The organism is Dyella sp. LX-66 (assembly GCF_018599165.1).
Lineage (GTDB): Bacteria > Pseudomonadota > Gammaproteobacteria > Xanthomonadales > Rhodanobacteraceae > Dyella_D > Dyella_D marensis.
The window spans coordinates 334,416-353,978 of the sequence record NZ_JAHFVJ010000002.1; the positions used below are offsets into that span (position 1 = coordinate 334,416).

16 protein-coding genes and 4 tRNA genes are annotated in these 19,563 nt (G+C 66.4%); 13 read left to right on the forward strand and 7 right to left on the reverse strand.

What is annotated here, in order from left to right; translation table 11 throughout:
- Positions 1-17 precede the first annotated feature (17 nt).
- On the reverse strand, positions 18-1,448 hold the full coding sequence (locus tag KK141_RS05080) for an MFS transporter (RefSeq protein WP_214570379.1): 1,431 nt from the start codon (positions 1,446-1,448) through the stop codon (positions 18-20).
- Between the two features lie 127 nt (positions 1,449-1,575).
- Between KK141_RS05080 and KK141_RS05085 the strand changes: the two genes are divergently transcribed.
- A complete protein-coding gene (locus KK141_RS05085; protein WP_214570378.1) occupies positions 1,576-2,511 on the forward strand; it encodes a LysR family transcriptional regulator in 936 nt (311 codons plus the stop codon).
- A 122-nt stretch (positions 2,512-2,633) separates the two neighbouring features.
- Positions 2,634-2,954, forward strand: a complete 321-nt coding sequence (locus KK141_RS05090; protein WP_250901569.1) for a hypothetical protein — start codon at positions 2,634-2,636, stop codon at positions 2,952-2,954.
- A 55-nt stretch (positions 2,955-3,009) separates the two neighbouring features.
- Here the strand turns inward: KK141_RS05090 and KK141_RS05095 are convergent, their stop codons facing one another.
- From KK141_RS05095 to KK141_RS05110, 4 genes are read right to left on the reverse strand one after another with little or no spacing between them, the layout of a single operon-like run.
- The gene (locus KK141_RS05095) at positions 3,010-3,522 is read right to left on the reverse strand and encodes an ATP/GTP-binding protein (RefSeq protein WP_214570377.1); all 513 of its coding nucleotides are present in this window, start codon (positions 3,520-3,522) and stop codon (positions 3,010-3,012) included.
- A gap of 7 nt (positions 3,523-3,529) precedes the next feature.
- Entirely contained in the window at positions 3,530-4,468 is a 939-nt protein-coding gene (locus KK141_RS05100) for a hypothetical protein (RefSeq protein WP_214570376.1), read from the reverse strand.
- Positions 4,469-4,500: 32 nt separating this feature from the next.
- Positions 4,501-4,860: a roadblock/LC7 domain-containing protein gene (locus tag KK141_RS05105; protein WP_214570375.1), complete on the reverse strand. Its 360-nt coding sequence runs from the start codon at positions 4,858-4,860 to the stop codon at positions 4,501-4,503.
- Positions 4,857-5,357 (reverse strand): hypothetical protein, encoded by a 501-nt coding sequence (locus KK141_RS05110; RefSeq protein WP_214570374.1) that lies wholly within the window; start codon positions 5,355-5,357, stop codon positions 4,857-4,859. Before KK141_RS05110 ends, KK141_RS05105 begins: the two co-directional genes overlap by 4 nt.
- Before the next feature lie 278 nt (positions 5,358-5,635).
- On the opposite strand from KK141_RS05110, the gene KK141_RS05115 reads away from it, so the two are divergent.
- Complete coding sequence (locus KK141_RS05115; protein WP_214570373.1) at positions 5,636-6,667, forward strand: hypothetical protein; 1,032 nt, start codon at positions 5,636-5,638, stop codon at positions 6,665-6,667.
- Positions 6,668-6,743: 76 nt separating this feature from the next.
- On the opposite strand, the gene KK141_RS05120 is transcribed toward KK141_RS05115, so the two are convergent.
- Positions 6,744-6,819 (reverse strand) — tRNA-Ala (locus KK141_RS05120).
- Positions 6,820-6,903: 84 nt separating this feature from the next.
- Positions 6,904-8,019: a ribonuclease D gene (rnd, locus tag KK141_RS05125; protein ID WP_214570372.1), complete on the reverse strand. Its 1,116-nt coding sequence runs from the start codon at positions 8,017-8,019 to the stop codon at positions 6,904-6,906.
- 108 nt (positions 8,020-8,127) lie between these two features.
- Between rnd and KK141_RS05130 the strand changes: the two genes are divergently transcribed.
- The 10 genes from KK141_RS05130 (at position 8,128) to KK141_RS05175 (ending at position 19,540) form a co-directional block, all read left to right on the forward strand.
- A complete protein-coding gene (locus KK141_RS05130) occupies positions 8,128-10,077 on the forward strand; it encodes an SUMF1/EgtB/PvdO family nonheme iron enzyme (protein WP_214570371.1) in 1,950 nt (649 codons plus the stop codon).
- A gap of 249 nt (positions 10,078-10,326) precedes the next feature.
- A tRNA-Leu gene (locus tag KK141_RS05135) sits at positions 10,327-10,411 on the forward strand.
- Between the two features lie 86 nt (positions 10,412-10,497).
- Positions 10,498-11,790 carry a trigger factor gene (tig, locus tag KK141_RS05140; RefSeq protein WP_214570370.1) on the forward strand — a complete coding sequence of 431 codons (1,293 nt, stop codon included), beginning with the start codon at positions 10,498-10,500 and terminating at the stop codon, positions 11,788-11,790.
- Between the two features lie 199 nt (positions 11,791-11,989).
- Positions 11,990-12,619, forward strand: coding sequence for an ATP-dependent Clp endopeptidase proteolytic subunit ClpP (gene clpP / locus KK141_RS05145; RefSeq protein WP_167255536.1), 630 nt, complete (start codon positions 11,990-11,992; stop codon positions 12,617-12,619).
- Positions 12,620-12,723: 104 nt separating this feature from the next.
- Positions 12,724-14,019: an ATP-dependent Clp protease ATP-binding subunit ClpX gene (clpX, locus tag KK141_RS05150; protein ID WP_167255534.1), complete on the forward strand. Its 1,296-nt coding sequence runs from the start codon at positions 12,724-12,726 to the stop codon at positions 14,017-14,019.
- A 217-nt stretch (positions 14,020-14,236) separates the two neighbouring features.
- Entirely contained in the window at positions 14,237-16,747 is a 2,511-nt protein-coding gene (gene lon, locus KK141_RS05155) for an endopeptidase La (RefSeq protein ID WP_214570369.1), read from the forward strand.
- Positions 16,748-17,091: 344 nt separating this feature from the next.
- Positions 17,092-17,364 (forward strand): HU family DNA-binding protein, encoded by a 273-nt coding sequence (locus KK141_RS05160; RefSeq protein ID WP_019465590.1) that lies wholly within the window; start codon positions 17,092-17,094, stop codon positions 17,362-17,364.
- Positions 17,365-17,384: 20 nt separating this feature from the next.
- Positions 17,385-17,459 (forward strand) — tRNA-Val (locus KK141_RS05165).
- A gap of 9 nt (positions 17,460-17,468) precedes the next feature.
- Positions 17,469-17,545 (forward strand) — tRNA-Asp (locus KK141_RS05170).
- A gap of 90 nt (positions 17,546-17,635) precedes the next feature.
- Entirely contained in the window at positions 17,636-19,540 is a 1,905-nt protein-coding gene (locus KK141_RS05175; RefSeq protein ID WP_214570368.1) for a SurA N-terminal domain-containing protein, read from the forward strand.
- Positions 19,541-19,563: the final 23 nt, after the last annotated feature.

The following is a 19,563-nucleotide window of genomic DNA, read 5'->3' on the forward strand; positions in this document are numbered from 1 at the left end:
GTTGGGGTTCGCTGCGCTCACCCCAACCTACGCCGGGACGCAACGGTGATGGCCAACAGCATCGATGCCGCTGCCACGCCGAAGGTCATGCGCATGCCGAACGCCACCGCGGTTGGCGCGGCATGTGCGACATCGCCGCTGCCCACCGCCCACGCAAATATCCCGGCCATCGCCGACGCCCCCGTCACCAGGCCGAGATTGCGCGACAGGCTGAGCATCCCCGACACCACGCCGCGCTGGCCTTGCGCCACGCCCGTCATCATCGCGGTGTTGTTGGAGGCCTGGAACAGTGCATAGCCGAGCGTGGTGATCACGATAGGGCCGATATAGCCGGCCACGCCCAGCGGCCACAGCGTGGACATGGACAGCAGCGAGGTGCCGGTGGCGATGCCGACCAGGCCGAGCGTGGTCGTGCGGCGCGCACCCAGCCGATCCACCAGCCGGCCGGCCGGCACGCCGCTCAATGCGGTGACGCAGGGGCCGGACGACAACACCAGGCCCACCCACAGCGGTGCCAGGCCAAGCGCACGCGACAGATAGAACGGCCCGACCACCAGCGTCGTCATCATCACCGCCGACACCAAGGCACTCATCGCCAGCCCCGCGCTCAGCTTGCCATCGCGCAGCATCGACAGGCGGATCAGCGGCGAGGCCACCCGTGTCTGCGCGTAAGCGAACAGCGCGGCACCCGCAACGGCGGCCAGCAACAGGGCCAGATTGAGCGCGCCGAACTTCCCATGGCCCAGCGTCATGGCGAGTGCATACGCCGCCAGCGTCATCGCCAGCAGCACGGTGCCGAGCGGATCGAAGCCCGCGCTCGCAGGCTTCTCGATGGCGTGCTCGCGTGGCATATGCCGCGACACCAGCACGAAGGCCAGCACACCCAGCGGCACATTGACCAGGAAGATCGCCTGCCAGCCGAACGCCGCCGCCAGCACGCCGCCCAGCGACGGCCCCAGCGCGGTGCCGATCGCCGACATGGTGCCGAGCAGGCCCATCGCGCGGCCGATCCGGTCGCGGGGCACGGCTTCGCTGACGCTGGCGATGGTGAGCGCGAGCATGATCGCCGCGCCCAGTCCCTGTTCCGCGCGCGCCGCGATCAGGACCCACAGCTGCCCGCTCACGCCGCACAGCGTCGAAGCGAAGGTGAAGCAGAAGATGCCGACCAGCAGCAGGCGCCTGCGGCCGATCAGGTCGCCCAGGCGTCCGGCGCCGACGATCAGCGTGGTGATGGCCAGCAGATACGCCAGCACCACCCATTGCACCTGCTGGAACGGCGCATCGAACGCTTTCGCCAGCAGCGGCAGGCTGGTGTTGGCGATGCTGGTATCCAGCGAGGGCAGCAGCATGGACAGCGCCAGGCCGGCCAGCGCCCAGGGCGCGGCGGGCTGGCGCGTTGCGCCCTCGATGGCGCATTCGCCCTGGGCGGAAACAAGCGGCTTGGACATGAAGCGGGCGACTCCGGCGGCGTGGATGCCGGCAACTTAATGCCGCCCGTGGCATGACGGAAGGCGCAGCATTTGCACTTTATCCGTGCGTTTGACGCCAGGTATCGCCGGTGCCATGGTGGCGCGCATGTCCATGCCCGATCTCAACCTGCTGGTCACCCTCAACGTGCTGCTCGCCGAGGGCAGCGTCGCGCGCGCCGCGCGGCGGCTGCGGTTGAGCCCTTCGGCGATGAGCCGCGCACTGGCCCGCCTGCGCGAAGCCACCGGCGATCCGCTGCTGGTGCGCGCCGGCCGCGGTCTGGTGCCGACGCCGCGCGCGCTGGAACTGCGCGAACAGGTCGGCCAGCTCGTGCTGGGCGCGGAGGAAGTGCTGCGCCCCGCGGTCAGGCCGCGGCTGGAGCAGCTGGCGCGTACCTTCACCCTGCGCACCAGCGAGGGCTTCGTAGAGAACTTCGGCCCCGCGCTGATCGCCCGCATCGCCACCGAGGCGCCGGGCATCCATCTGCGTTTCATGCAGAAGCCGGACAAGGACAGCGCGCCGCTGCGCGACGGCATTGTCGATCTGGAAACCGGCGTGGTCGACGCCAACGCCGGTCCCGAGATGCGCGTGCAGGCGCTGTTCCGCGACCGCTATATCGGCGTGGTGCGCCAGGGCCATCCGCTCAGCCGCGGCCGGCTCACCGCGGCGCGCTATGCCGGCGGGCGCCATATCAGCGTGTCGCGGCGCGGCCGCGAAAAGGGCGCGATCGACGAAGCGCTTGCCGCGCTGGGCCTGGCGCGCGAAGTCGCCACCATCGTCGGCGGCTTCGCCACCGCACTGTCGCTGGCGCGGCAGACCGACCTGGTCGCCAGCGTGCCGGAACGCCACACCGGCAACCTGCGCGAAGGCATGCACAGCTTCGCGTTGCCGGTGGCCACGCCGGCCTTCAACATCTCGATGCTCTGGCATCCGCGCCTGCATACGGACCCTGTACACCAATGGTTGCGTGAATGCGTTCGGGAGGTCTGCGGCCTGCCGGACGGCAAACCGGCGGGAAGGCCACGGCGCACCGCCCGCCGCTAGGGCGTTGGTCGTGCAGCTGCCGCTTGGGTTCCTTCGGATCGCAAAAGGAGAATGGAATGAAATGGCGCGCATACATGCTTGCCGTGGTGCTTGGAGCGGCTTTCCTCGGTGCGGGTTGCTCCATGAAACAGCAAGCGGACGCGAAGTTCGGCGACCAGAACTTCAAGACCGCCATCGCCCTGATCGAGCTCTACAAAGTGCGCAACGGCCACTATCCGGATGCCTTGGGCGATATTCGCTACGCCGGCGACTGGGATGCCATCGCGCTCAACTCGGTGGCGTACAAGCGCGTGGATGGCGGCTACGAACTGGACGTGGTGCGCGGCTGGGTGGGGCGGCCCACGCTGTCGTATCCGGCGGATTTCTGGCAGGGGCTGGGGCTGGTCTCGTCGAACGTGGCCGGCGTGCCGCAGCGGATGGCGCCCAATCCCACCGCCCGCTGATTGGCGGGCGGCTCAGTCACTTCCGGCAGTACGCTGTCTTGCACGCAGCAGCTGGTTACCCGACCAGCATCAAGAGGGCGCGGACGAGTTGAGTGACCTCGCCGCGATTTCTTGGGTCGATGGTGAAAATGGGGGCATTGCAACCTTCGGTGAGGACGGCTTGATAAAGCTCGCCCAGCGAAAAATGCGGTGACAGATCGGTCTTGGCCACGCCGATCACGCACTGAAGGCCCGGGAAAAGCCGTTTCATTCGCCGGACCTGATGCACGCCGTCTTGCACCACCTCAGATGACGAGCCATCCAGCAGCAGAACCACGCCGATGGCGCCGGGCGCGATGACGGCGCTCATGAAATTGAACTGTTCCTGCCCCGGCAGGCCGTAAAGATGAAGCGTCGAGTGCTCATCCAGGCGGATGCTGCTGTAGTCGAAAGCAACCGTGGTCGTCGTTTTGCCGCCGGCGACGGCATCGCTCCAGGGCACGTCGGTGGAGATGGGCGGCGTGTCTGAAATGGCGCGAATCGCCGTGGACTTCCCGGCGCCCACCGGGCCGGCGAAAAGAAGCTTCACGGTGGTGTCAGGCGCGCAAGTGGCCATGGCCCAATCTCACTCCAAAATGACGGGCAACCCGCTGCAGCATCGACGAGGCTGCATGATGGGTCCGGCCGGCGACCGGCGCAGGGACGGGCAGTTCGGTGGAAGCCAGCGCTCCGCCGGCGAGCGCCGCCCAGCAGAAGGCGTTGATCCCGACGGCGTCGAGGCCGGTGTGTTGCGCAAGGTCCTGCACGGTCCATGCGGACCGGTGGAACAGCGTGGCCAGGCGAAGGGAGTCCACGTCATCGGGGATGCTCCCCAGATCCGGCCAGCGCCTGAGTTTGAAGCTGCGCTGTTCCAGGATCGGAAGCCGGCTTTGGAGCCGGCGGCAGGCGAGTACAAAGAAGCTGTCGAGGCTGCGCGAAATATGCCAGTCCGCGTCATCCCACTGCGGTTGCAGCGCGAGGGTTGTCAGCCATCCGGGGTTGAGCAGGCGTGCTTCCGCCGCGAGCAGGTCGCTCACCGTGCGGGCATGAATTCGACCCGCCACCGGCCGGATGATCACGGCGACCGGGCCATGTGCCGCATGCAGGTCGGCGGTACCGCCTGTTTCACGCATGCAGGCATCGAGCAGGCCGGTGGCGGATGCTTCTGCCGGGGGCGCAGAGCGAAGCAGCATGCCCCGAAGTGCCTTGGCGATGATGGCTACGGGTACATGATGATCCAGCTGGCAGATTCCCGACGCTGCGTTCCAGGAACCCTCCGCGCCGAAACCGAGGATGGGGAAAGACTTTCGCCTGGCGACGTCATAGGCCGATCGGCCGTAGCCGCTTTGCATGTCCACGACCAGCACGTCGCAGGCACGTCCCTTCCAGGGATGCATGTCCGCTTGAAGTTGATCCGCGGCAAGCAGTCCGCAAGCCAGAGCGATTCTCTTCTCCAGCTCGCGGGAAATGCCCGCTATATGGATTTCGACATGCATCGAACTTCCTCAGCGCTTGCTGATGGACGAGCTCAGGAGAAGTCGAGGGTCTTCTCGAAGGCTTTGAGGTGGTGCCGGGACATGGCGAGGTTCGAGCGGCGGCGATCCATGATCACGTAGAGGAAGACATTCTTGTTCGTCTCCAGCGGGCGAATCAGGTGGTACTGATCCTCCAGGCTGATGAGGATGTCTTCGATGGCGCTGTCGATGTGCAAGGCCACCGCGACCTTGCGCTTGGCGCGCAGCACTTCGGCATTGCCCGCGGCCGCCAGGTCGAGATCGATGTTGCCCTGGCTGTCGCCGGCCATCAGCATGCCGCTGTCGGAATCGACGAGGGCGCTGGCGATATATCCGTCGAGGTTCTTGAGCGAGTCGAGCGAAAAGCTGTTCATAGGGTTCCCCTGTTGATCGTGTTTGCGTTATGGATGATGGATGCGGGCGCTGCCGCGTCCTCCGTTGCTGCCAGAGCGTTCAATGACGTCGCGACACGCTCGGCGACGTCCAGTGTCAGCCGCCTGGCACGCGCAAGCAGAACCTCGCCTCGCACGCCGATTGCCAGTGCGAGCGAATGCTGGTTCGCGGGGATGTGGGCGATGACGCAGGTATAGCCGCTCATGCTCAGGCACACGGATTGACAGTGGCCGCCATCGAACTCTTGCGAGAGCGATTCGCAGATCGCGATGATCGATGACGTCATGGCCGCCAGGCGGCTCGGATCGATCTGCGCATGGGCGCGATGGCTGACCACGAGCGCATCCCTGGTCGAGATCAGGGCGAAGCCGACATCGGAGTTTGCCGCGCACAGCCTGGTCAACACGCTGTCGCAGATCGCGCGGGGCAACCGGTCTCTCGGAGTCTGAGGTTCCGAGGCGGTGAAGTAGTCGTTCATGGCGTGGCGCGGGACATGCGAGTGGGGTCACCGTGCCCTGGTGGCGTGCGCGATGAATGGGGAGCGCTCGATCGAGTGCTGGTGAGTCGTGTCGCAGCATCCATGTTGAGCGGCCGGCGATGCGCCGAACATGGCCGCCAGGGACTTCGGCTTGTCAGTTGGGGCCTGTATGGCGGTGCCGATGCCGCCACCGATCCACGGCGGCATGACAGCTGTCAAAGCCGGCGCCTGATCAAGCGCAGTGCCGGTGTGCCGGCGCGCTCGGAATAATGCGGCCCATGGAGTTCAACGCCAGCCATGGAAATCGCCACATGAAAAGCTCGCCCCGGTTCGACCGCCTGTCCTGCGTCCGCAAACCCGTGGCCTTCGCGCTCGCGGCCGCCCTCGGTTGTGCTGCCGCAGGCCTGGCCATGGCGCAATCTGCAGCTGCGCCATCCCGCCAGCCTGCGGCGCTGCAAGCCGATCAGCTGTTCTGGGAAACCTTCCGCAGCGGCGACTATGCGCATATTCAGGCCAGCATCGAGGCGTCCACGGCGGCCTATCTGCGCGATCCCAGCGATGCGGTGAGCGCCGCTCATGTGGCTTGGCTGCATATGTGGCGCGTGGCTGAAAGCGATCGCTTGCAGCAGCGTCCCGCCAGCATCACCGACGACATCGTGCTGGCCCGCAAGTATTTCCAGAAAGCGGTGGCGCTTGCGCCGGACGACGCGCGCTATCGCGGCTTCCTGGCCAGCGCGATGCTGACCGAGGCGCGGATCGATCGTGACGCCGCCGCGCGCCAGCAAGGCATGGACGTGATGCATCAGGCGGTATCCGACTGGCCGGCCTTCAACCTGTTCACCACGGGCTATGTGATGAGCGGCGCGCCTGCCGCGAGCGAGGGCTTCAAGCAGGGGCTCGAACAGCAATGGCGGAATCTGGACGTGTGCGGAAACATGACGCTCGATCGCCAGGGCGGCAATCTCGACCGCTTCGCGAAGAATGTGGTCAAGGCGACCGCCAACAGCCGCGACGCACGGGCCTGTCTCAACTCGGCCAAGGCACCGCACAACGAGGAAGGTTTTTTCCTCAACATGGGCGACATGCTGACCAAGTCCGGCGATTGGCAGACGGCACGCAAGGTCTACGCCGCCGCGAAGCAATCACCCGGCTATGCGCAGTGGCCGTATCGCGAGGTGCTGGAGCAAAGGATCCGCGACGCCGAGGCGAACGTGGCCGCGTTCAATGTGGAAACCCCGCCGGGCAAGAAGGCGAGCGCACCCATGATGATCGGCAGCAGCTATGCCTGCATGGCTTGCCATCAGCAATGAGCCTGGCCCGGGCCGCAGGAACGGCAGGCAACAAAAAAGCCCCGAAATACTTTCGGGGCTTTTTGTCTGAGAAGATTGGTGGAGCGGAGGAGGATCGAACTCCCGACCTCTGCATTGCGAACGCAGCGCTCTCCCAGCTGAGCTACCGCCCCACGCGAGCCGCGGATATTAGCAGCGGCGCCGGGGGGCCGCCAAGCCCCCAGGCCTCCAAGTCTCCAAGCCGCATGGGGCCGGCGTCAGTCCGGCAGCAGCCCGGCGAGGCGGTCGTGCAGGTGTTCGCGGCGCCAGCCTTCGAGGAATTCCGGCCAGGCGCGGGTGACGACGTAGGTCTCCAGCACCTTGCGCGGGCACAGCAGGCCGGGGGGCAGGTCCAGCGCCAGGGCGGTGCTGTCGACGGCGTCCTTCATCGCGGCCAGCGACTTCTTCGCCTCGCCCTGGGGCGTGCCGGGAATCGGCGCTGTTGCGGCGATGTCTTCTTCGGTCACCGGCTGCTGCAGCAGCTGGAACAGCTCGGTGCGCTGCGGGCTGCGCAGGGCGCGCTGGCCGCGGGTGCGTTCGTCGAGCTCGGCCGAGCTCTGCGGCGGCAGCTGCGCCAGGTTCATGGCCTGGGCGTCTTCCAGCAGCCAGGGGCGCGGGCGGTCCTGCTGGCGCGCGGTGGCGTCGCGCCACAGCAGGATGCGGCGCAGGCGCGCCTGCTGCGCGGGCTGCCATTCGGCGGCGCCGCGGAAATTCTCCTGCGGCTGCGGATCGCCTTCGCGCACGCAGGCGCGGCGCTTGAGGCGTTCGCAGTCTTCCGCATGCCAGGCGCTGCGGCCGCGCTGCTCCAGGCGCTCGGCGAGCTGCTCGTGCACGGGTTCGAGATAGACCACGTCGAGCGTGGCGTAGGCGCGTTGCGATTCGGTGAGCGGGCGCTGCATCCAGTCCGAGCGCGTCTCGCCCTTGTCCAGTTCGGCGCCGACCAGTTCGGCCACCAGCGCGCGATAGCTGATGCCCAGCCCCATGCCGACGAAGGCCGCGGCGATCTGCGTGTCAAACAGGCGGGCAGGGCCGCCGGGCAGCAGCGGGGCCAGCGCTTCGAGATCTTCGCTGCCGCTGTGCATCACCGTGAGCAGTTGCCCGTTGCCGAGCAGCGGGCGTAGCGCGTCGCCGATGTCGAAGGCGAGCGGATCGACCAGCGCGTAGCGCTGCTGCCAGCCCAGCTGCAGCAGGGCCAGCTGCGGATAGAAGGTATTGCGGCGCATGAACTCGGTGTCGAGATCGAGCGCGGCGTCGGCGGGCAGCGCGGCAAGCCATTGCTCGAGCGCAGCGCGGCTGGTGATCCAGTCCGCCGCCGGGGTAACGGGAAGTTGCATCGAAGCTTCCTTCGCAGCCTGAGGGACATGCATCGCTCATTGTCCTGTCAGGGGTTTGTGCCTATGGTTAGCGGCGCACCTTAGCAGGCTGCCCCAAGGACACGCACCATGCCGAGCAAGGAAACCGTACAACGCCAGCGCGCCCTGGGCGGAGCGCTTGGCGTGGTCTTGCTCGGGATGGCGCTGGTCTATCACTTCTTTCCGCGCGTGTTCCACGTCGACCCGACGCGGGTGCAGACGCAGCGCGCGATGAACCTCGGCCCCGCCGCCGCGCCGCTCGGCGCCGGCCGCGCGCCGGCGAGCACGGCGCAGGCCGAACTGGATGCCGGCCCGCCGGTGACGCTGGCGCCCACGGATGTGATCGTGGCGCGCATGAGCAAGAAGAACGAGAGCCTGCCCGAGCAGAAGAGCGCCGACACGCCCGAAGTCGAAGCGCTGCTGGACAGGGCCACCAAGGCGCTGCGCAACGGCCAGCTGGCCGGCGACAAGGACGGCGCCGCCGCGCTGTTCGCCGAAGCGCTGAAGATGAAACCCGACAGCCGCCGCGCCGCGCAGGGCCTGTACGAAGTGCGCGCGCGCCTGGTCGCGGAGATCGGCCAGGACATCCTGGTCGGCGACGAGGAATCGGCCAAGGACCTGCTCGACGCATTGAAGAGCGTGCCCGACAGCAAGGACGACGTGGCCCAGGCCGAGGCGAAGCTCAAGACGCTGGCCCAGGTGCGGCCGATGCTGGCGCAGGCGGCGACCTTGCTGCAGCAGGGCAAAGTGGACGCGCCCAAGGGCGGCAATGCGCTGGAGCTGTATCGCCAGGTGCAGCAGCTCGATGCCGAAAATGCGGTGGCCGCGCAGGGCATCGCGCAGGTGCAGCGCGCGGTGCTCGATCGCGCACTGGCCGCGGTGGCCAGCAACGACTTCAAGGGCGCCGGCGATGCGCTGACCGAGGCGGCCACCATCCTGCCCGGCTCGCCCGCGCTGCAGGACGTGCAGAGCCGCGTCGACGGCATCCGCCACCAGCGCGCCGCCAACCTGCTGGCGCAGGCGCGCTCGGCGCTGGACGGCGGCGACCAGGCGCTGGCGCTGCAGCTGGCCGAGCAGGTGAAGGAGCTGGCGCCGGATCTGCAGGGCCTCGCCGACCTGCAGGAACGCCTCACCAATGCGCGCCTCTACGCCAGCTACAAGCCGGGGCAGGTGTTCACCGACCGCTACGTGGACCTGCCGGGGCAGACGCCGTCGATGGTGGTCATTCCCACCGGCAGCTTCAGCATGGGCGCGCCGGATGGCGAGGAAGGCCATGCGGGCGCGGAGACGCCGCAGCACCAGGTCACCATCGGCAAGGGCTTCGCGCTGTCGCGCGCGGAAATCACCATCGGCCAGTTCCGCGAATTCGTACGCGCCAGCGGCTACCAGCCGGACTCGCAGAAGCTCGGCGGCGCCAGCGTCTACGACGAACGCGGCGGCGCGCTGCGTGACGATCCGGACGCCACCTGGCAGAGCGACTACGCCGGCCGCGCCGCCACCGACGAGCGCCTGCCGGTGGTGAACATTTCCTGGAACGACGCCAAGGCCTACGTCGACTGGCTCGGCCAGCGCACCGGCAAGCGCTACCGCCTGCCCAGCGAGGCGGAGTTCGAATACGCGCTGCGCGGCGGCACCACCACCAAGTACTGGTGGGGCAACGGCACGCCCACCCGCAAGGTGGAAAATCTCACCGGCTCGGGCGACCGCTCGCAGAGCGGCCGGCGCTGGAGCAATGCCTTCGAGAAGTACCGCGACGGCTACTGGGGGCCGGCGCCGGTGATGACCTTCGAGGCCAACCCGTACGGCCTGTTCGATATCGACGGCAACGTGTCGGAGTGGGTGATGGACTGCTGGCACGACAGCTACGTGCGCGCGCCCGCCGACGGCAGCGCGTGGGTCAACCCTGGCTGCTCGACGCGGGTGGTGCGCGGCGGTTCCTGGGGCAGTTCGCCGGACCAGGTGCGCTCGGCCTACCGGCAGGGCGCGGACGGCAATGTGCGCAGCGGAAGGGTGGGCTTTCGCGTTCTCCGCGAGCTCTGAGACCGCCCCCGCGCCGCGTGCGGCGCGCAAGCCATTGAGCGGGCGGCATCTTTATATAAAGGCGTGGACAAGCCGCCATCGGCTTGTCTTGCCGCCGCGCGCAACCGTAAAATGGCCCGCTTTCGTGTAAGGGAATCATCGACTTAGGGCGAGGGGCCCGGGTACGGACGGGGGATGGGGCAGGCCAGGTGTCTGCGTGAATTCCTCGCGGTATCCGCAGCTTAGGCGTCTTTCCCCAGGTCGGTCCGAGCGAAAGTGGCGGAATTGGTAGACGCACTGGATTTAGGTTCCAGCGGTTAACCCCGTGAGGGTTCGAGTCCCTCCTTTCGCACCATCCCTTATCGAATTGGTGGTTTTCTTTGCGGGCGGCACGACCGCCGGGCGCGGTCGGCGCGCACTTTCGGGTATTCAGGAGACGTCATGCAGGTTTCGGTTGAAAACGTTGGCAAGCTCGAGCGCAAGCTCACGGTGAAGTTCCCCGCGGAGCGCTTCGAGTCGCAGGTCAGCGCTCGCATCGCCGAGATGGGCCGCACGGTGCGCCTGAAGGGTTTCCGTCCGGGCAAGGTGCCGACCACGGTGATCCAGCAGCGCTTCGGCGCGCAGGTGCGCGGCGAGGTGCTGTCCGACCTCATCGGCACCACCCTGCGCGAGGCGGTGAACCAGGAGAATCTGCGTCCGGTCGCCAACCCCTCGGTGGACACCACCGGCCAGCCGGAAAACGGCGAGATCACCTATACCGCCACCTTCGAGATCATGCCGGAGTTCCCGGAAGTCGACGTGGCCGCGCTGGAGATCAAGCGCCCGGTCGCCGAAGTGACCGACGCCGACATCGAGAAGATGATCGAGACCCTGCGCGCCCAGCGCCGCAGCTTCGACGAAGTGGCCCGCGCCTCGGCCGAGGGCGACTTCGTGATGTTCGAGTACAGCGCCACCGCCGGCGACTACCGCTTCCCGGCCGAAGGCCTGGAGCGCGCCGGCAGCGTGCTGGGCTCGGGCACCCTGTTCAAAGCGCTGGACGAGGCCCTGACCGGCCGCTCGGCCGGCGACGAGTTCGAGACCGACGTGGAATTCCCCGCCGATTTCCGCAACGAGAGCCTGGCCGGCCAGACCGCCAAGGTCTCGTTCAAGATCGTGAAGGTGCAGGAGCCCAAGCTCCCGACCGTGGACGGCGAGTTCGCCAAGCTGTTCGGCATCGTCGACGGCGACCTGGAGCAGTTCCGCAAGGAAGTGCGCAACAACCTGGAGCGCGAGCTCAAGGCTACCCTGATGGCGCGCCTGAAGTCGCAGGTGGCCGAGAAGCTGGCCGACGCCCATGACGGCCTCGAAGTGCCGAACATCATGGTGCAGTCCGAGGCCCAGCAGCTCGCCGCCGGCAGCGTGCCGCGCGGCCAGCAGCCGCCGCCGCAGCTGGTCGAGGCCGCTGCCCCGATGGCCCGCAAGCGCGTGATCGCCGGCCTGCTGATGAGCGAGCTGGCCCGCAAGCAGGAGCTGAAGCTGGACCGCATCCGCCTGGCCGAGCAGCTCGCCGCGATCGCCTCGACCTACGAGGAGCCGGAAAAGGTCATTGAACTGTACAACTCCGACCCCCAACTGATGTCCGGGCTGCAGAACCGCGTGATGGAAGACCAGGTCGCGCTGTGGGTGGCGGATCACGCCAAGACCACCGACGAGAACCTGAGCTTCGACGAGGTGATGCGCCCGGTCAGCGCCTGAGGCGGGTATCGATTGACGCCCGCCGTTCCTTGAGGTTCAAGGAGTCGACGCGGCCGGCCTGACAGGTCCGGCCGCGGAGCGGGCAGCGACGAACCACGTGCCGCAGGAAGGCGCGATTTCCGCCCGGATGGCGGTTTGGCGCGGTTTCCAGCACGATCCATCAGCAATGTCAGGCGTATCAACCCGGAGAGCGACAAGCATGGCCATGGACCCGATCCAGAACCTCAACCTGGTCCCCATCGTCGTCGAGCAGACGGCGCGCGGCGAGCGTTCGTACGACATCTATTCGCGCCTGCTGAAAGAGCGCGTGATCTTCCTCGTCGGCGAAGTCAACGACCAGGTTGCCAACCTGCTGGTCGCGCAGATGCTGTTCCTGGAGTCCGAGAACCCGGACAAGGACATCCATCTGTACATCAACAGCCCGGGCGGTGCCGTCACCGCCGGCCTGGCGATCTACGACACCATGCAGTTCATCAAGCCCGACGTCAGCACCATGTGCGTGGGCCAGGCCTGCAGCGCCGCCTCGCTGCTGCTGATGGCCGGCGCCAAGGGCAAGCGCTATTCGCTGCCCAATTCGCGCGTGATGATCCACCAGCCGTCGGGCGGCGCCCGCGGCCAGGCCACGGATATCGAGATCCAGGCCCAGGAAATCCTGTACCTGCGCCGCCGCCTTAACGATATTTACGTGCAGCACACCGGCCAGCCGCTGGACAAGATCGAGCGTGACATGGAGCGCGACCGCTTCATGAGCGCCGAGGCCGCCCGCGACTACGGCCTGATCGACCAGGTGCTGGACCGCCGTGCCGGCGAAACGGTCAAGTCGGCCTGATCCGCGGCCGTTACAGTGCTTGAGGGCCGGGTTCTGCGTCTGGAATCGGACGCGGAACCCTGTGCTATTCTCGCGTCGCAACCGATTTACAGCAGGGTTACAGCATGACTGACGAGCGGCAGGGCCGTTCCAACGACAGCGGCAAGATTCTCTACTGCTCCTTCTGCGGCAAGAGCCAGCATGAAGTGCGCAAGCTGATCGCGGGTCCCTCCGTGTTCATCTGCGACGAGTGCGTGGAGCTTTGCAACGACATCATCCGCGAAGAGCTGGAGGAGAAGGCCGCCTCCGGGCGCAGCCAGCTGCCCAAGCCGCGCGAGATCATGGAGACGCTCGATCAGTACGTGGTCGGCCAGACCCGCGCCAAGAAGGCGCTGGCGGTGGCCGTGTACAACCACTACAAGCGCATGGAGTCGCGCCAGAAGAGCGACGACGTCGAGCTGGGCAAGTCCAACATCCTGCTGATCGGCCCGACCGGTTCCGGCAAGACGCTGCTCGCCGAGACGCTGGCGCGCCTGCTCAACGTGCCGTTCACCATCGCCGACGCCACCACGCTGACCGAAGCCGGCTACGTGGGCGAGGACGTGGAAAACATCATCCAGAAGCTGCTGCAGAAGTGCGACTACGACGTCGACAAGGCGCAGTCGGGCATCGTCTACATCGATGAAATCGACAAGATCTCGCGCAAGAGCGAGAACCCGTCGATCACCCGCGACGTGTCCGGCGAAGGCGTGCAGCAGGCGCTGCTGAAGCTGATCGAAGGCACGCTCGCCTCGGTGCCGCCGCAGGGTGGCCGCAAGCATCCGCAGCAGGAATTCCTGCAGGTCGACACCAAGAACATCCTCTTCATCTGCGGCGGCGCGTTCGCCGGGCTGGAGAAGGTGATCCAGCAGCGTTCCGAAACGACGGGCATCGGCTTCTCCGCCGAAGTGCGCAGCAAGGAACGCACCGAGAATCTCGGCAAGGTGCTGGCCGACGTGGAGCCGGCGGACCTGGTCCGCTTCGGCCTGATCCCGGAATTCGTCGGCCGCCTGCCGGTGGTCGCTACCCTGGACGAGCTGGATGAGCCGGCCCTGGTGAAGATCCTCACCGAGCCGCGCAACGCCGTCACCAAGCAGTTCAAGAAGCTGTTCGAGATGGAAGGCGTGGAGCTGGAATTCCGCCCGGAGGCCCTGCAGGCGATCGCCCGCAAGGCGCTCAAGCGCAAGACCGGCGCGCGCGGCCTGCGCACCATCCTGGAGCAGGTGCTGCTCGACACCATGTACGAGCTGCCTTCGCTGGAGCACGTCAGCAAGGTGGTCGTGGACGACGCCGTCATCAACGGCCAGGCCGAGCCCTACCTGATCTATCGCGGCAACCTGCAGCAGCAGCGCGTGGCGGGCGAGAGCGGCGACGCGGCCTGAACAGTCTTTCCAGGCTGAACGAACGGCTCCGGCGCAATCCGGAGCCGTTTTTTTTGCGGCCTTGTTTTTGTGGCTGTTTTATTGCTACAGGCCGTTTTGCTTTTCGTTGTCGCGCATGCACTTGTATGACAACGCCCCGACCTCCACTTGACGATCAGATGCCTCCGGCGCAGTGTCGGGGCGTAGTCGTTTTAGTCCCCAGAGGGAACCATTTCACATGGCAAAAAATGCCCCCCTTCCCGTCGCCACCGGTGCCGCGCTGGACGCGCTTCCGGTCCTGCCGCTGCGCGACGTGGTGGTCTATCCGCACATGGTCATCCCGCTGTTCGTCGGCCGCGACAAATCGATGCGCGCGCTCGAGCGCGCCATGGAAGGCGAGCGCCAGATCCTGCTGGTGGCGCAGAAGAGCCCCGACATCGACGACCCCGCGGTCGCCGACCTGCACCAGATCGGCACGCTCGCCGGCGTGCTGCAGCTGCTGAAGCTGCCCGACGGCACCGTGAAGGTGCTGGTCGAAGGGCAGGCGCGCGTGTCCGTCGAGAAGTACCAGGAAGACGGCGGCATGCTGATGGCGACCTCCCGCATCATCGAGCCGCAGTACAGCGCCAAGGAGCGCGAGCTCGACGTGGTGTCGCGCACGCTGGTCTCGCTGTTCGAGCAGTTGGTGAAGCAGAGCCGCAAGCTGCCGCCGGAAGTGCTGGCCACCTTGTCCGGCATCGACGATCCCTCGCGCCTTGCCGACTCCATCGCCGCGCATTTGTCCGTGCGCATGGCCGACAAGCAGAAGGTGCTGGAAACCGCCGACGTCGGCCAGCGCCTCGAATTGCTGATCGGCCTGGTCGACGGCGAGATGGATCTGCAGCAGGTGGAAAAGCGCATCCGCGGCCGTGTGAAGTCGCAGATGGAGAAGAGCCAGCGCGAGTACTACCTCAACGAACAGATGAAGGCCATCCAGAAGGAGCTCGGCGAGAGCGAGGAAGGCCCGAACGAAGTCGAGGAACTGCAGAAGAAGATCGACAACGCCGGCATGCCCAAGCCGGTGCTGGCCAAGGCGCGCCAGGAATTCAGCAAGCTGCGCCAGATGTCGCCGATGTCGGCCGAAGCCACCGTGGTGCGCAACTACCTCGACTGGCTGGTCGGCGTGCCGTGGAAGAAGCGCAGCAAGGTGCGCAAGGACCTGCAGCTGGCGCAGGACGTGCTCGATGCCGACCACTTCGGCCTGGAGAAGGTCAAGGAACGCATCCTCGAATACCTCGCCGTGCAGCAGCGCGTGAACACCATGAAGGGCCCGATCCTGTGCCTGGTCGGTCCGCCCGGCGTGGGCAAGACCTCGCTCGGCCAGTCCATCGCCAAGGCGACCAACCGCAAGTTCGTCCGCATGAGCCTGGGCGGCGTGCGCGACGAGGCCGAGATCCGCGGTCATCGCCGCACTTACATCGGTTCGATGCCGGGCCGCATCGTGCAGAATTTGAACAAGGTCGGCACCAAGAATCCGCTGTTCGTGCTGGATGAAATCGACAAGATGTCGATGGACTTCCGCGGCGATCCTTCCTCGGCCCTGCTCGAGGTGCTGGATCCGGAACAGAACCACACCTTCAACGACCATTACCTGGAGGTCGATCTCGACCTGTCCGAGGTGATGTGGATCGCCACCGCCAACTCGCTCAACATTCCAGGTCCCTTGCTGGACCGCATGGAAGTCATCCGCATCCCCGGCTACACCGAGGATGAGAAGCTGGGGATCGCGCAGAAATACCTGCTGCCGAAGCAGCTGAAGGCCAATGGCCTGAAGCCGGAAGAACTCAGCGTGGACGGCGAAGCCATCCGCGACATCGTGCGCTACTACACGCGCGAATCCGGCGTGCGCAACCTCGAGCGCGAGGTGTCCAAGATCTGCCGCAAGGTGGTGAAGGAGCTGACCCTGGGCGAGGCGAAGAAGGCCTCGAAGGCCAAGGCCGCCAAGCCGGAAACGGCGAAGAGCGCCAAGGCGAAGAAGCTGTCAGGGATCAAGGTCACGTCCGAAAATCTCGAGCATTACCTCGGCGTGCGCCGTTTCGATTTCGGCCGCAAGGAGCTGCAGAACGAAGTGGGCCTGGTCACCGGCCTGGCGTGGACGCAGGTGGGCGGCGATCTGCTCAGCATCGAAGCATCCATCGTTCCGGGCAAGGGCCGCCTGGTGCATACCGGCCAGCTCGGCGACGTGATGAAGGAATCGATCCAGGCGGCGCTCTCCGTGGTGCGCGCACGTGCGGACCGCTTCGGCATCGATCCGGAATTCCACCAGAACCTGGACATCCACATCCACGTGCCGGAAGGCGCCACGCCGAAGGACGGTCCTAGCGCGGGCATCGCGATGTGCACGGCGCTGGTGTCGGCCTTGACCAAGGTGCCGGTGCGCTCCGAAGTGGCGATGACCGGCGAGATCACCTTGCGCGGCCGCGTGCTGCCGATCGGTGGCCTCAAGGAGAAGCTGCTGGCGGCGCATCGCGGCGGCATCACCACCGTGATCATTCCGGAAGAGAACAAGAAGGACCTTGCCGACATTCCGTCGAACATCACCGGCCAGCTGGAGCTCCACGCGGTGCGCTGGATCGACGAAGTGCTCGACATCGCGCTGGAGCGTCCGCTGCAGCCGCGCCAGGCCGGCGAAGCGGAAGCTGCCGCAAAGGTCGAGAAGAAAGTCGACGGCAACGAGGACTCTGCCGAGACGCCCGTGCGTCCGCACTGAGCGGCGCACTGGTCATTGATGCAAGCCAAAGTGGCATGCCTCTGGCATGCCACTTTTTTGTTGCGCGAATGCGGCTGCGCATGTGCGTCGGGTAACGTTTCGCACCCCTTCCGGCAAGTGCCGGCGAGACCCTTCGAAAAGCCTGAAAGCCTTGGTATTGCTTGTATTGCGGACCCTAGGGGCCACTGGTATAAAGAGCGGCACCGCAATCCAGGCGCGTCGTCGTCAGGCGCATCGATGCGGGGTCGCGGGGCGGCGCCCACCGGTCGCCACATCATCCTAGTCGGCGTCGTCTCGTCCCAGACTGACCACGCGGGCCGCATAACGTTTAAGGGAGTGTCTCAATGAATAAAACCGATCTGATCAATGCCATTGCCGAGAAGGCCGAACTCACCAAGGCCGACGCCGGCCGCGCGCTCGAGGCTTTCTTCGAGACCGTGCAGAAGGCGCTGAAGAAGGGTGACGATGTGTCGGTCGTGGGCTTTGGCACGTTCACCGTGCGCAAGCGCGCCGCGCGTACCGGCCGCAACCCGCGCACCAACGAGACGATCAAGATCAAGGCCTCGAAGGTTCCGGCTTTCAAGGCTGGCAAGACCCTGAAGGATGCCCTAAACTAAGCGGCTTCTCGCTTGGTTTCGGGTGCTTAGCTCAGCGGTAGAGCACCGCCCTTACAAGGCGATGGTCGTAGGTTCGATCCCTACAGCACCCACCAGAAAACTGCGGAGCGGTAGTTCAGTCGGTTAGAATGCTGGCCTGTCACGCCGGAGGTCGCGGGTTCGAGTCCCGTCCGCTCCGCCACAGTTCGCAAGGGCGCCCGCGTGGCGCCCTTGCTTTTTATGGACCGCGCCGGGTCGGGCGCATTGATCAACCCTGACGGGGAAGATTCCCATGTTGCAGGCACTACGTACCAAGATGCACGGCTGGCCGTCGATCATCATCCTCGGCATCTGTGTCTTCGCCATCTCGTTCTTCGGCATCGAGTCCTACTTCATGTCGCACACCGAGACCTTCGTGGCGAAGGTGGGCAAGCATGAGATCTCCCAGCAGGACTTCCAGCAGCGCATGAACAACCTGCGCCAGCAGATGGTCCAGCAGCAGGGCGAGCAGTTCGATCCCGCCGCGTTCGAGAAGCCGGAAAACAAGCTGCGCGTGGTCAACGCGATGGTCGACCAGCGCCTGCTGGTGGATGCCGCCGAGAAGATGGGCATGCGCATTTCCGACCAGCAGCTGCGCGACGCCATCATGGCTTTCCCGGGCCTGCAGCAGAACGGCAAGTTCGACGCCGGCCTGTACCGCGCCTTCCTCGCCGGCATGGGCCGCACGCCCGGCCAGTTCGAGGCGGAGCTGCGCAACGAGCTCGACGTCGCCCAGCTGCCCGACGCGATCACCGCGTCCACCCTGGTCACCGACGCCGACATCGACCGCTACCTCAATCTCAGCATGCAGCGCCGCGACCTGCGCTACTTCGCGCTGCCGCGCCCGGCGCTGACCGACGTCAAGGTCGACGACGCGCAGATCGACGCCTACTACAAGTCGCACCAGGGCGACTTCATGAATCCCGAGCAGGTCTCGGTGAAGTACATCGAAGTCAGCAGCGACGACCTGAAGCTGGATACCCAGCCCAGCGAGGACGACCTCAAGAAGCGCTACGAGGAAGGCAAGCAGCGCTTCATGATGCCGGAGCAGCGCCTGGTCTCGCACATCCTGGTGAACGTGCCGAAGAACGCCACGCCGGAGCAGCAGAAGGCCGCGCTGGCCAAGGCCGAGCAGCTCGCCGGCGAAGCCAAGCCGGACAACTTCGCCAAGCTGGCCGGGCAGTCTTCGGACGACCTCGGTTCCAAGCGCACCGGCGGCGATCTCGGCTGGCTGGAGAAGGGCGTGGCCAACCCCGCCTTCGACGAGGCGCTGTTCAAGCTGCAGAAGGGCGAGGTGTCCAAGCCCGTGCTGTCCGACGAGGGCTACCACGTGCTGTGGCTGCGCGACGTGCGCAACGGCCAGCCCAAGCCGTTCGCCGAAGTGCGCGAGCAGCTGGTGAAGGAAGCGCTCACCGGCGACCGCGACCGCAAGTACAACGAGATCGCCGGCAAGCTCACCGACAGCGCCTACCAGAACCCGGGTTCGCTGGAGCCGGCCGCGCAGGCGCTGGGCCTGCCGATCAAGACGTCCGAGCTGTTCGCGCGCCAGGGCGGCGCGGGCATTGCCGCCAACCCGAAGGTGGCGCAGGCCGCGTTCGCCGACGACGTGCTGGCGCAGGGCAACAACTCCGGCCTGATCGACCTGGGCAACGACCACGCCGTGGTGATCCACGTCGACAAGCACGTCTCCGCCGCGGTCAAGCCGCTGGCCGAGGTGCGCGACACCGTGCGCCAGAAGATCCTGGACGAGCGCGTCGCCGCCGCTGCCAAGGCCAAGTCCGACGAGCTGCTGGCCCGCCTGCAGAAGGGCGAGGACATCGCCGCCGTCGCCGCTTCGGTAGGCGCGCCGCTGAAGATCTCCGTCGAAGCCACCCGCGGCTCGCCGGACGTGGCGCCGGAGCTGCTGGACGCCGCGTTCAAGCTGCCGCATCCGGCGCAGGGCAAGGCGCAGTTCACCAGCGTGCAGCAGCAGGACGGCTCGTACGACCTGGTGGGAATCGACAAGGTGCAGGATGCCGACCTGTCCAAGCTGCCGGCCCAGCAGCGCGACATGCTGCGCCAGCAGATGGCGCGCGTGTACGGTGCCTCGGCCACGCAGGAGTTCATCGACGCGCTGAAGGCGAAGACCGAGATCAAGGTCGCCACGGACCGCATGTAAGCGATCCGGCAGCGCAACGGAAA

Excerpts from the sequence above, each read along its gene's own strand:
- KK141_RS05080 (WP_214570379.1), bottom strand. The coding sequence starts at position 1,448 with ATGTCCAAGCCGCTTGTTTCCGCCCAGGGCGAATGCGCCATCGAGGGC.
- KK141_RS05085 (WP_214570378.1), top strand. The coding sequence starts at position 1,576 with ATGTCCATGCCCGATCTCAACCTGCTGGTCACCCTCAACGTGCTGCTC.
- KK141_RS05090 (WP_250901569.1), top strand. The coding sequence starts at position 2,634 with ATGAAACAGCAAGCGGACGCGAAGTTCGGCGACCAGAACTTCAAGACC.
- KK141_RS05100 (WP_214570376.1), bottom strand. The coding sequence starts at position 4,468 with ATGCATGTCGAAATCCATATAGCGGGCATTTCCCGCGAGCTGGAGAAG.
- KK141_RS05105 (WP_214570375.1), bottom strand. The coding sequence starts at position 4,860 with ATGAACAGCTTTTCGCTCGACTCGCTCAAGAACCTCGACGGATATATC.
- KK141_RS05110 (WP_214570374.1), bottom strand. The coding sequence starts at position 5,357 with ATGAACGACTACTTCACCGCCTCGGAACCTCAGACTCCGAGAGACCGG.
- KK141_RS05115 (WP_214570373.1), top strand. The coding sequence starts at position 5,636 with ATGGAGTTCAACGCCAGCCATGGAAATCGCCACATGAAAAGCTCGCCC.
- rnd (WP_214570372.1), bottom strand. The coding sequence starts at position 8,019 with ATGCAACTTCCCGTTACCCCGGCGGCGGACTGGATCACCAGCCGCGCT.
- KK141_RS05130 (WP_214570371.1), top strand. The coding sequence starts at position 8,128 with ATGCCGAGCAAGGAAACCGTACAACGCCAGCGCGCCCTGGGCGGAGCG.
- tig (WP_214570370.1), top strand. The coding sequence starts at position 10,498 with ATGCAGGTTTCGGTTGAAAACGTTGGCAAGCTCGAGCGCAAGCTCACG.
- clpP (WP_167255536.1), top strand. The coding sequence starts at position 11,990 with ATGGCCATGGACCCGATCCAGAACCTCAACCTGGTCCCCATCGTCGTC.
- clpX (WP_167255534.1), top strand. The coding sequence starts at position 12,724 with ATGACTGACGAGCGGCAGGGCCGTTCCAACGACAGCGGCAAGATTCTC.
- lon (WP_214570369.1), top strand. The coding sequence starts at position 14,237 with ATGGCAAAAAATGCCCCCCTTCCCGTCGCCACCGGTGCCGCGCTGGAC.
- KK141_RS05160 (WP_019465590.1), top strand. The coding sequence starts at position 17,092 with ATGAATAAAACCGATCTGATCAATGCCATTGCCGAGAAGGCCGAACTC.
- KK141_RS05175 (WP_214570368.1), top strand. The coding sequence starts at position 17,636 with ATGTTGCAGGCACTACGTACCAAGATGCACGGCTGGCCGTCGATCATC.